Origin of the sequence: Kitasatospora sp. NPDC058184 (assembly GCF_042883725.1) — a bacterium.
Classification (GTDB): domain Bacteria; phylum Actinomycetota; class Actinomycetes; order Streptomycetales; family Streptomycetaceae; genus Kitasatospora.
On sequence record NZ_JBHVVE010000037.1, the window covers coordinates 60,677 to 72,245 of the forward strand.

The window sequence follows — 11,569 nt, forward strand, 5'->3', positions numbered from 1 at the left end:
TACCCCGCACATCGGAGATTTCCGTGCGTTTTAGCCTGACCCCGAAGGAGACGAGCTTCTACGACATGTTCGCCGCCGCGGCGGAGAACCTCGTCGTCGGATCGAAGCTCCTCTTGGAGCTGCTGGGATCAGACGTGTCGGCCCGTGCGGAGATCGTCGAGCGCATGCGCGCCGCCGAGCACGCCGGGGACGACACCACCCACGCCGTCTTCCACCAGCTGAACTCGTCCTTCATCACGCCCTTCGACCGCGAGGACATCTACAGCCTCGCCTCGTCGCTGGACGACATCATGGACTTCATGGAGGAGGCCGTCGACCTGGTCGTCCTCTACGACATCCAGACCCTGCCGAAGGGCATCGAGCAGCAGATCGAGGTGCTGGCGCGCGCCGCGGAGCTCACCGCCGAGGCGATGCCGAACCTGCGCAGCATGTCCAACCTCACCGAGTACTGGATCGAGGTCAACCGGCTGGAGAACCAGGCCGACCAGATCCACCGCAAGCTGCTCGCCCACCTGTTCTCCGGTCAGTACGACGCCATCGAGGTCCTCAAGCTCAAGCAGGTCGTGGACGTCCTTGAGGAGGCGGCGGACGCGTTCGAACACGTCGCCAACACGGTGGAGACCATCGCCGTCAAGGAGTCCTGACCCTCGTGGACATGGCAGCACTCATCGCCGTCGTCGGCGTTGCGTTCTTCTTCACGTACACCAACGGCTTCCACGACTCGGCGAACGCGATCGCCACCTCGGTCTCCACCCGGGCGCTCACCCCCCGGGCGGCGCTGGCGATGGCCGCGGTGATGAACCTGGCCGGCGCGTTCCTCGGCAGCGGCGTGGCGCACACCGTCTCCAAGGGGATCATCGAGACCCCCACCGGCGACAAGGGCATGGTGATCCTGTTCGCCGCCCTGGTCGGGGCGATCGCCTGGAACCTGGTCACCTGGTACTTCGGCCTGCCGTCCTCCTCCTCGCACGCGCTGTTCGGCGGCATGGTGGGCGCGGCGATGGCCGGCGGCATCGACGTGATCTGGAGCGGGGTCCTCGACAAGATCGTCATCCCGATGATCGTCTCGCCGGTGGTCGGCCTGGTCGGCGGCTTCCTGGTGATGCTGGCGATCCTGTGGATCTTCCGCCGGGCCAACCCGCACAAGGCCAAGCGCAACTTCCGGGTCGCCCAGACCGCCTCGGCCGCCGCGATGGCGCTGGCGCACGGTCTCCAGGACGCCCAGAAGACCATGGGCATCGTGGTGATGGCGCTCACCATCTCCGGCCACCAGTCCGGCAACGGGATCCCGGTCTGGGTGAAGATCTCCTGCGCGACCATGCTCTCGCTGGGCACCTACGCGGGCGGCTGGCGGATCATGCGGACGCTCGGACGCAAGATCATCGAGCTGGACCCGCCGCAGGGCTTCGCCGCCGAGGCCACCGCCGCCACGGTCATGTACGTCACCTCGTTCGTCTTCAAGGCGCCGATCTCCACCACCCACGTGATCACCGCGGCGATCATGGGCGCGGGGGCCACCAAGCGGATCCGCGCGGTGCGCTGGGGCGTCGCGAAGAACATCGTGCTCGGCTGGTTCATCACGATGCCGGCGGCCGCGCTCGTCGCGGCGCTGGTGTACTGGTTCGCCCACCTGTTCTGGGGCTGACGGCCCCGCGGGACGCACGGAGCAGGACGCGCGGAGCAGGACGCACGAACGGACAGGGCCCGCCCCCACATCTCGGGGGCGGGCCCTTTTCCATGCCCCGTGGCGGCACCGCCATGCAGCACCACGGGACAGCTCGCGGTCCGTCACGCCGCTCGGCGCCGGGGCGCCGCCCGTGACGGGGCCGGTCTAGCCGAAGCGGCCGGAGATGTAGTCCTCGGTCGCCTGGACCTGCGGGTTGGAGAAGATCCGCTGGGTGTCGTCCAGCTCGACCAGCTTGCCCGGCTGGCCGACGCCGGCCAGGTTGAAGAAGGCGGTGCGGTCGCTGACGCGGGCCGCCTGCTGCATGTTGTGGGTCACGATGACGATGGTGAACTGCTCCTTCAGCTCGCCGATCAGGTCCTCGATGGCGAGGGTGGAGATCGGGTCGAGCGCGGAGCAGGGCTCGTCCATCAGCAGGACCTGGGGCTCGACCGCGATGGCGCGGGCGATGCACAGGCGCTGCTGCTGACCGCCGGAGAGGCCGGCCCCCGGCTTGTTCAGCCGGTTGTGGACCTCCTTCCAGAGGTTGGCGCCCTTCAGCGAGCGCTCCACCACCTCGTCCAGCACGGCCTTCTTCTTCACGCCGGCGAGCCGGAGACCGGCGATCACGTTGTCGTAGATCGACATGGTCGGGAACGGGTTCGGGCGCTGGAAGACCATGCCGACCGAGCGGCGCACGGCGACCGGGTCGACGTTGGAGGCGTACAGGTTCTCGTCGTCCAGGAGGACCTTGCCCTCGACCCGGGCGCCGGGGATCACCTCGTGCATCCGGTTGAGGGTCCGCAGGAAGGTGGACTTGCCGCAGCCGGAGGGGCCGATGAAGGCGGTCACCGAGCGGGGCTCGATGCTCATCGAGATGTCCTCGATGGCCTTGGTGGTGCCGTAGAAGGCCGACAGTCCGCTGACGTCGATGCGCTTGGCCATGATCGTTGCTTCTCTCGTCTGTCTCGTACGTCAGTCGGTCGCTCAGTGCCCGCCCTTGGGCGAGCGCCAGCGCGCGATGCCCCGGGCGATGAGGTTGAGCCCCATCACGAAGGCGATCAGCACCAGCGCCGCGCCCCAGGCACGGGCGTAGCCGAAGTCGTTGTTGACCTGCGAGTACTGCTGCCAGATGTACATCGGCAGGGACTGCTGCGGGCCTTCGAACGGGTTGTTGTTGATGGAGTCGGCGCCGAACACCAGCATCATCACCGGGGCGGTCTCGCCCGTGATGCGGGCGACCGCGAGCATCACACCGGTGGTGATGCCGCCGATCGCGGTGGGGAGGACGATCCGCAGGATGGTCTTCCACTTCGGCACGCCGAGCGCGTACGAGGCCTCGCGCAGCTCGTTCGGGACGAGCTTGAGCATCTCCTCGGTGGACCGGACCACGACCGGCATCATCAGGATCGCCAGTGCGAGGCTGCCCGAGAAGCCGGAGTAGCTGAAGCCCAGCGCGAGGTTCCAGATCGAGAGGATGAACAGACCGGCGACGATCGACGGGATGCCCGTCATGACGTCGACGAAGAAGGTGACCGCCTTGGCGAGCGTGCCGCGGCCGTACTCGACCAGGTAGACGGCGGTCAGCAGACCGATCGGGGCGGCGATGGCGGTGGCCAGGCCGACCTGCTCCAGGGTGCCGATCAGCGCGTGGTAGATGCCGCCGCCGGGCCCGGACTGGATCACGCCCTTCATGGAGTGGCCCAGGAAGTTCCCGTCGACCACGTGGATGCCCTGCTGGACGGTGTAGACCGTCAGGGCGACCAGCGGGACGACGGCCAGGATGAAGGCGACCCAGACCACCGAGGTGGCGAACCGGTCCTTGGCCTGCCGACGGCCCTCGACCTGGGCCGAGAGGGTGTAGCTGATCAGGAGGAAGAGCAGGCCCGAGATCAGGCCCCACTGGAGGTGGCTGGCCAGCCCGCCGACCGCGCCGATCCCGCAGCCGAGGGCGATCGAGCCGGCGGCGACGGCGGCCGGGGCCCACTTGGGCAGGCGGTTGGCGGTCAGCGGACGGCCGACGGGCCGGGCGTCCTCGACGAGCGCGGTGACGGTCATGCGTTGGCCCCCGAGTACTCCTTGCGGCGGGCGATGATCAGTCGCGCGGCACCGTTCACCAGCAGGGTGATGACGAACAGGACGAGGCCGGAGGCCATCAGCGCGTTGCGGCCGTTGTCCCCGGCCTCGGCGAACTTCAGCGCGATGTTCTGCGCGAAGGTGCCGCCGCCGGCGTCGAGGATGTGCAGCGACAGGACGTTGCTGGCGGACAGCACCACCGCGACCGCGATGGTCTCGCCGAGCGCGCGGCCGAGGCCGAGCATCGAGGCCGAGATGATGCCGGGGCGGCCGAACGGCAGCACCGCGGTGCGGATCATCTCCCAGCGGGTCGCGCCGAGCGCGAGCGCCGCCTCCTCGTGCATCCGCGGCACCTGGCGGAACACCTCGCGGGAGACCGCGGTGATGATCGGCAGGACCATGATCGCCAGCAGGATGCCGACGGTGAACAGGTTGCGCGGGGTGCCGGTCCTGGTCTGGTCGAAGATGTACGTCCAGCCCAGGTACTCGTTGAGCCAGCTGGTCAGACCGTCCATGTGCGGCACGAGGAAGAGCGCGCCCCAGAGGCCGTAGACGATGCTGGGGACGGCGGCGAGCAGGTCGACCAGGTAGGCGAACGGCTGGGCGATCCGGCGCGGCGCGTAGTGCGAGATGAACAGCGCGATCCCGATGGCCACCGGGACGGCGATCGCCATCGCGATGACGGCGCTGACGATGGTGCCGAAGGCCAGGACGGCGATGCCGAAGACGGGCTTCGGGGCGTCCGGCGTCCACTCGAAGGAGGTGAGGAAGTTGCCTTCGTTGGTGCTCAGGGCCTGGACCGACCGCCAGGTCAGGAACGCCGCGATGGCGGCCATGATGACCAGCAGCAGGATGCCCGAGCCCCGGGCGAGGTTCATGAAGATCTTGTCGCCGACCCGGCTGTCGCGCGGCCGGCGTTCCCTGCCTCGCGGGGCGGCAGGGGAGGATGAAGTCATTGGTCTACTCCGGTCTGGTGGTGCCGCCCCGGAAGGGGGAACGGCACCATGGCGGCGGTGCCCCGGACGTGGTGCTGGGTGTGGTGCGTTCCGGTGGGGCGGCCCCGGCCCCCCTCGCTCACGGGGCCGCCCCACCGGGGGTCCTGTCGGGTCAGGCCAGGGTCGCGATGACGCCGTTGACCTTGTCGGTCACGGCCTTCGGCAGCGGGACGTAGCCCTTCTCGCCGACGGCCTTCTGGCCCGCGTCGCTGGCCGTGTAGGTCAGGAAGGACTTCAGGGTGTCGAGGGTCTCGGCCTTGTTGCCCTTGTCGCAGACGATCTCGTAGGTGATCAGGACCAGCGGGTAGGAGCCCTCGTCCTTGGTCGCGTAGTCGAGCTTCAGCGCGAGGTCGCTGCCGGTGCCGGCGGCCTGGGCCTTGGCGATGGTGCTGGCGGCGTTCTCGGCGGTGGCCGCGACCGGCTTGGAGGCGCCCGTGTTGATGTCGGCGCTCTTCAGGCTGTTGGTCTGGGCGTAGGCCAGCTCGACGTAGCTGATCGAGTTCTTGACCTGCTTCACCTGGGCCGAGACGCCGGCGCTGCCGTTGGCCGACTGGCCGCCCTTGGCCGCCCAGGCCTTGCCGGCCGGGTAGGTCCAGGCGCCGCCGCCGGCGGCGGCGAAGTACTTGGTCAGGTTCTCGGTGGTGCCGGCGTCGTCCGAGCGGTGGAAGGTCTGGATCTCCGCGTCCGGCAGCTTGGCGCCCGGGTTCAGGGCGGCGATCGCCGGGTCGTTCCACTTGGTGATCTGCGAGTCGAAGATCTTGGCGGAGGTCGGGCCGTCCAGGACCAGGTTGTCGACGCCGTCGACGTTGTAGACCAGCGAGATCAGACCGCCGACCATCGGCAGGTCGATGCCCTGGCCGCCGGTGCAGACCGCCTTGGAGGCGTCGACCTCGGCCGGCTTGAGGGCCGAGTCGGAGCCGGCGAACTGGATCTTGCCCTGGTTGAACTGCTGGATGCCGGCACCGGAGCCGCCACCCTGGTAGTTGATCGTGCTGCCGGAGCAGGCGGCGGCGAAGCTGGTCTTCCAGACGTCCATCGCCGCGGTCTGCGCGGTCGAACCGGCGGCGATCAGCGAACCGGCCTTGCCACAGTTGATCGCGCTGGTCGCGGCGGAGCCGTTGGAGCCACCGGACGCGGTCGTGTTGTTGTTGTTGTCCGACCCGCAGGCGGCGAGCGACAGCGAGCTGACGAGCGCCATGGCACCGATCGCGAGGGCCTTGGAGCGGCCGTTCCGCTGGAGCTTCACAGGGGTGTCCCTTTCTGTGGCATTGCCCTTGGCGTGCGCCGTACGCGTACGGCCCAGCGCGGGTTTTGCTGTGGTCCGGGGCCCGTGCGGCCCTCCGGTGGTCCCGAAGTTAGGCCGGGTAAGTGACACGACAGCCGGTCGCAAGTGAACGGCGAGTGAACCTCGAACGGATGACAGGAAACTACGTCAGGTAGTAACGGTTGCGTCACGGGGAGGGCGCGACGAGATCACTTCCACCGTTCCTTCACCGGCCCGGCCCCCGCGGCCCGCACCGGCTCCGCCCCCAGGACCGCCAGCAGGGCGTCGACCAGCAGCCGGTCCTGGTCGTGGGTGAGCCGTGCGCGCGCCTTCCCGGCCGGCAGCCAGTCCAGCCGGTCCACCTCCCGGTTGGGCCGGAAGGACCCGCTCGACGGCACCGCCGCCCAGTAGCGGACCTCCTTCGGACGGCCCTGCACCCGGTAGTGCTGGGTGGGCAGCTCCGGGCCCAGCAGGCAGTGGAACCCGGTCTCCTCCCGGACCTCGCGCAGCGCCGCCTCGGCCATCCCCTCACCGGCTTCGAGCTTGCCCTTCGGCAGGCTCCAGTCGTCGTACTTGGGCCGGTGGACCAGCGCGATCCGCGGCCGCCCCAGCCGGCCGCTCTTCTTCGGCCGGCCCGGCAGCCACAGCACCGCGCCCGCCGCCAGGATCACCGGGCCGTGCCCCGCACCGGCCGCCGCCCGGCCGGTGCGCGGGCGCTCGCCCACCTCAGACCGTCCGGGGTGCGACGGAGTGCCCCCAGGCGTCGGCCGGGACGAGCTCCAGCCAGCCGTCCGGGCCGGGCGGCAGGTCCGGCCAGCGGCGGCCGACGGCGTACCGCGCCGACTCCACCTCCAGCCGCTGGTCGGCGTGCACCACGCCCAGCACGTACGCGGTCGCCGGGGTGATCCGCGGGGTGCGCGCCGCGGTGGCGGCGGTGACGGCGGCGTCCGCCGCCTCCTGCTGCCGGTCCAGCACCGCGTCCAGCCCGTCCAGCTCGGAGGACGCGCGGCCGCACACCTCCAGCACGTACCGGGCCCGCTTCACCAGGATCCGCAACCGCGCCCAGGGCGCGTCGTCGGCCGCCAGCGCGGTGTCCGCGTCCGTCGCCCCGCGGGACGCCGGCACCGCGCCCAGCCGGCGCAGCCCGTCCCCGCCGTACGGCGTCGCGGCCCGCTGCAGCGGCAGCTGCTGGGCGCCCGCGGACAGCGCGGCGAACGCGGCGGCGGCCTGCGGCAGCAGCACGGCCGGGGCCCGGCCGTCCGCCGAGTCCAGCAGCGGCGCCTCGCCGACCAGCAGGGTCATCCGGTCCGCCAGCGCGTGCAGCCGGGCGGAGCGGAGCTCCTGGAGCACGGTGGAGTGCGCCCTGGTCCGGGCCAGGGTCAGCTGCCGGTCCAGCAGCGCGCGCGCCTTGGGGGCGCCCGCGTGGCCGGCCAGCATGCCCGTCCCCTCCGGGTCGGTGCCGCTCAGCAGGTCCAGCGCGCCCAGCAGCCGGGCCGAGCGGCGGACGTAGCCGGGCTCCAGCGCCAGCAGGTTGAGCAGCCAGCGCAGCTCGGTGCGCGACTCCTGCGCCCAGGTCTGTTCGAAGACCGAGCCGAAGGTGTGCAGCAGCCCGCCGATCCGCCGGACGGCCCGCAGCAGGTCCGAGGTGCCGGCCGACGGGACGGTCGAGGCCGTCCCGGGTCTGGCACCGACCTCGCCCACCGCCAGCGGCAGCGCGCGCAGGAAGGCGCCGGCCTGGACGGTGAGGTGGCGGGAGAGGATGTCCCCGGCGGTCGCTGTGGAGGCCGCCTGGGCCGTCATCGGCGCTTCGGTCATGGCGTGGTAGATCCCCGTTCCCCCGGGGCGGTCCCCCGGAGCTGGTGGCCGACCGCCGGAACAGGTCCCCTTCGGGCCCCGAGGGGCCCGACTGCTCCGGCGGCTCGCATCAGTGGGCGCGTCAGCGCGAGGTGGCGGCCCTGCGGCGCTGGCGCGAGTCGATCAGCAGGTCCTGGACGTGTCGCAGCGGCCGGGCCTCGGCGTCCTGCGAGTGCCTGGTCCAGGCGCCGTCCGGCCCCAGGTGCCAGGACTCGGTCTCGTCCGACACCCCGAGGTCGATCAGCCCGGACAGCTCGGCGCGGTGCGCCGGATCGGTGATCCGCAGCAGCGCCTCGATCCGGCGGTCCAGGTTGCGGTGCATCATGTCGGCACTGCCGATCCAGACCTCCGGATCGCCGTTGTTGCCGAACACGAAGATCCGGGAGTGCTCCAGGAAGCGGCCCAGGACGCTGCGGACCCGGATGTTCTCGCTCAGCCCCGGGACACCCGGGCGGATCGCGCAGATCCCGCGCACCCAGACGTCCACCCGCACCCCGGCCTGGGAGGCCCGGTACAGCGCGTCGATCACGGCCTCGTCGACGATCGAGTTGACCTTGACCTTCACGTAGGCCGGACGGCCCGCCCGGTGGTGGGCGATCTCGTTGTGGATCCGCGCGACCAGCCCGTCGCGCAGGCCGCGCGGGGCGGTCAGCAGACGGCGGTAGGACTCGCGGCGCGAGTAGCCGGAGAGCCGGTTGAACAGGTCCGAGAGGTCCGCGCCGACCTGCGGGTCGGAGGTGAGCAGACCGAGATCCTCGTACAGCCGGGCCGTCTTCGGGTGGTAGTTGCCGGTGCCGACGTGGGAGTAGCGGCGCAGGGTGTCGCCCTCCTGCCGGACCACCAGCGAGAGCTTGCAGTGCGTCTTCAGCCCGACCAGGCCGTACACCACGTGGCAGCCGGACTCCTCCAGCTTGCGGGCCCACTTGATGTTGGCCTGCTCGTCGAAGCGCGCCTTGATCTCGACCAGCACCAGCACCTGCTTGCCGGACTCGGCCGCGTCGATCAGCGCGTCGACGATCGGCGAGTCGCCGGAGGTGCGGTACAGGGTCTGCTTGATCGCCAGCACGTCCGGGTCGGCGGCGGCCTGCTCCAGGAAGGCCTGCACCGAGGTGGAGAAGCTGTCGTACGGGTGGTGCAGCAGGACGTCGCGCTCGCGCATCGCGGCGAAGATGTCGGGCTGGGAGGCCGACTCGACGTCGGTCAGCCCGCGGGCGGTGCCGGCCACGAACTTCGGGTACCTAAGCTCCGGGCGGTCCAGCTCGGCGATCCCGAACAGCCCGGTCAGGTCCAGCGGCCCGGGCAGCGGGAAGACCTCCGCCTCGGTGATGTTCAGCTCCCGCACCAGCAGGTCCAGGATGTACGGGTCGATCGACTCCTCGACCTCCAGCCGGACCGGCGGGCCGAAGCGCCGCCGCATCAGCTCCTTCTCCAGGGCCTTGAGGATGTTCTCGGTGTCGTCCTCCTCCACCTCCAGGTCCTCGTTGCGGGTGACGCGGAAGGCGTGGTGGGCCAGCACCTCCATCCCCGGGAAGAGCTCCTCCAGGTGGGCGCCCATGACGTCCTCCAGCGGGACGTACCGCTGGGGCGAGGCCTCCAGGAAGCGGGCCAGCGACTGCGGCACCTTGACCCGCGCGAAGTGCTTGTGCCCGGAGACCGGGTTGCGCACCACGACGGCCAGGTTCAGCGAGAGTCCCGATATGTACGGGAAGGGGTGCGCCGGGTCGACGGCCAGCGGGGTCAGCACGGGGAAGATCTTCTGCCGGAACAGCGTGTGCAGCCGGGCCTGCTCCTTCTCGGCCAGCTCCGACCAGCGGACCAGCTCGATGCCCTCGGTGGCGAGGTCCGGCAGCACCTCCTGCTGGAAGGCGGCGGCGTGGCGGGCCATCAGCTCGCGCGAGCGGGTCCAGATCAGGTCCAGCACCTCGCGCGGCTGGAGGCCGGAGGCACTGCGCGTGGCGACGCCGGTGGCGATCCGGCGCTTGAGGCCGGCCACCCGGACCATGAAGAACTCATCCAGGTTGCTCGCGAAGATCGCCAGGAACTTCGCCCGCTCCAGCAGCGGGATGCCCGGGTCCTCGGCCAGCTCCAGGACCCGCTCGTTGAACGCGAGCCAACTGCGCTCGCGGTCCAGGAAGCGGCCCTGCGGCAGCGCTTCGAACTCCTCTTCGTCCGTGGCCGGCAGCTCCGGCGGGATCCCCAGCGCGCTGGACATCCGGGCCGGGGGCGACAGCGGGGCAGAGACGGGGCGGGGGATGCTCATGGGCTCCAGCTCCTCCAGCAGCAGGACGGCGTCCGGACGCGATGGGCTCTGCGGGCCGTCGCCCTCGCCCCGGGCCGGACCCGGGGACAGCACCCACCCTCCGGGCGCGGTCCGTACAGGACCGGCCGGTGCGTGGCGGTCGACTCTGCACGAGCGAGACACTACGGACTTCATCCTGTGATCTTCGCGGCAGCAATTGAATCCACGGTAAACACCGCATGGCCGGGAGGAAAGCTGAGTCGGTCGGGGCAAGGGGTGTGGCCGTCCCGTACCCCGTCCGTTCCCTGGTCCGTGCCCCGGTCCGGGGGTGTTCCGGAGGTGTTTTGGGGACGTTCCGGCCGACGGCGGCTACCGGCGGCTAGGCGGGGCGGGGCGCCCGGTACGGGGCCCGGTACATGAGGTCCACCTCGTGGACGGTGAACCCCAGGCGTTCGTACACCCGCACGGCCACCGGGTTGTCGGCGTCGACGTAGAGGAGGACGGCGCCCAGTCCGCGCTCGCCGGGGCCGGTGCCGGTCAGGTGGCGAAGGCCCGCCGCGGTCAGTGCCCGGCCGAGGCCGCTGCCCTGCTCCGCCGGATCCACACCGACCACGTACACCTCGCCGAGCTCGGGCTCGGTGGCGGTGGCCGGGTGCACCTTGGTCCAGTGGAAGCCGACCACCTTGCCGTCCCGGGTGGCGAGGAAGAAGCCGGCCGGGTCGAACCAGGGCTCGGCGATCCGCTCGGCCAGGTCCTGCTCGGTCCAGGTGCCCTGCTCGGGGTGGTGGGCGAAGGCCAGGGCGTTCAGCCGCAGCCACTCGGCGTCGTCCTCCCCCGGGCGAAAGGTCCGGAGCTCGATGCCCGCGGGGACGACCACGTCCTCGGTCTGCGGGCCGGGCCGGCGCATCTGGCGCAGTTCGCGGACCAGCTCCGCGCCGTACGCCTCGGCCAGGTGCCGGGCCGCCGGGTGGCCGCCGTGCACCCAGAAGTCCACCGCCTCGCGCCCCGCGCGGTGGGCCTGTGCCAGGACGGCGTCCACCAGCGGACGGGCCAGGCCGCGACCGCGGACGGCGGGATCGACCACCAGCTCGGCGGCGGGGTTGGCGGCCGGGTTCTCCGGCACCTCCAGCTGGCCGTAGCCGAGGACGGCTCCGGTTTCGGACTCGGGTTCGGCCCCGGATTCGGTCGCTACGAGATGGATGACGCCCGGGCGCGGAATCTCCGCGTTCCGCAGCCGGAGCCGGCCCTGCTCGGACACGGCGGCCCGGCCGTCCACCGCCTGGGCCTCCGCCAGAACACGCAGGGCGCCGTCGCGCTGCGCGGGCCGGAGCACATCGTTCGCAATGACCGCTGTCTGATCGTCCATGCCCTGACGATACGTCACCGGAAATGCGAAGAACCCCCATCCGGGACCCGGATGGGGGTTCTTCTGAAGAATTGTTCGGCGGCGTCCTACTCTCCCACAGGGTCCCCCCTGC

At 71.1% G+C, this 11,569-nt stretch carries 10 protein-coding genes; 2 read left to right on the plus strand and 8 right to left on the minus strand.

The window, feature by feature from the left end; translation table 11 throughout:
• The first annotated feature begins 23 nt into the window (after positions 1–23).
• Both ACFVXH_RS39445 and ACFVXH_RS39450 read left to right on the plus strand, forming a co-directional pair.
• On the plus strand, positions 24–644 hold the full coding sequence (locus tag ACFVXH_RS39445; RefSeq protein ID WP_030059626.1) for a DUF47 domain-containing protein: 621 nt from the start codon (positions 24–26) through the stop codon (positions 642–644).
• 5 nt (positions 645–649) lie between these two features.
• Positions 650–1,645, plus strand: coding sequence for an inorganic phosphate transporter (locus ACFVXH_RS39450; RefSeq protein WP_049655972.1), 996 nt, complete (start codon positions 650–652; stop codon positions 1,643–1,645).
• A gap of 186 nt (positions 1,646–1,831) precedes the next feature.
• Here the strand turns inward: ACFVXH_RS39450 and pstB are convergent, their stop codons facing one another.
• The 8 genes from pstB to mshD form a co-directional block, all read right to left on the minus strand.
• A complete protein-coding gene (pstB, locus tag ACFVXH_RS39455; protein WP_049655974.1) occupies positions 1,832–2,608 on the minus strand; it encodes a phosphate ABC transporter ATP-binding protein PstB in 777 nt (258 codons plus the stop codon).
• 42 nt (positions 2,609–2,650) lie between these two features.
• Positions 2,651–3,721: a phosphate ABC transporter permease PstA gene (gene pstA / locus ACFVXH_RS39460; protein ID WP_049655976.1), complete on the minus strand. Its 1,071-nt coding sequence runs from the start codon at positions 3,719–3,721 to the stop codon at positions 2,651–2,653.
• On the minus strand, positions 3,718–4,695 hold the full coding sequence (gene pstC, locus ACFVXH_RS39465; protein ID WP_049655977.1) for a phosphate ABC transporter permease subunit PstC: 978 nt from the start codon (positions 4,693–4,695) through the stop codon (positions 3,718–3,720). The genes pstA and pstC overlap by 4 nt, the downstream gene beginning before the upstream one ends.
• Positions 4,696–4,846: 151 nt before the next feature.
• Positions 4,847–5,980: a phosphate ABC transporter substrate-binding protein PstS gene (gene pstS / locus ACFVXH_RS39470; RefSeq protein WP_049655979.1), complete on the minus strand. Its 1,134-nt coding sequence runs from the start codon at positions 5,978–5,980 to the stop codon at positions 4,847–4,849.
• Between the two features lie 227 nt (positions 5,981–6,207).
• Complete coding sequence (locus ACFVXH_RS39475; RefSeq protein ID WP_049655980.1) at positions 6,208–6,723, minus strand: NUDIX hydrolase; 516 nt, start codon at positions 6,721–6,723, stop codon at positions 6,208–6,210.
• Position 6,724: 1 nt separating this feature from the next.
• Complete coding sequence (locus ACFVXH_RS39480) at positions 6,725–7,813, minus strand: CHAD domain-containing protein (RefSeq protein WP_074006420.1); 1,089 nt, start codon at positions 7,811–7,813, stop codon at positions 6,725–6,727.
• A 121-nt stretch (positions 7,814–7,934) separates the two neighbouring features.
• Complete coding sequence (locus ACFVXH_RS39485) at positions 7,935–10,112, minus strand: RNA degradosome polyphosphate kinase (RefSeq protein ID WP_387830999.1); 2,178 nt, start codon at positions 10,110–10,112, stop codon at positions 7,935–7,937.
• Positions 10,113–10,470: 358 nt separating this feature from the next.
• Positions 10,471–11,457 carry a mycothiol synthase gene (gene mshD / locus ACFVXH_RS39490; protein WP_387830994.1) on the minus strand — a complete coding sequence of 329 codons (987 nt, stop codon included), beginning with the start codon at positions 11,455–11,457 and terminating at the stop codon, positions 10,471–10,473.
• Positions 11,458–11,569: the final 112 nt, after the last annotated feature.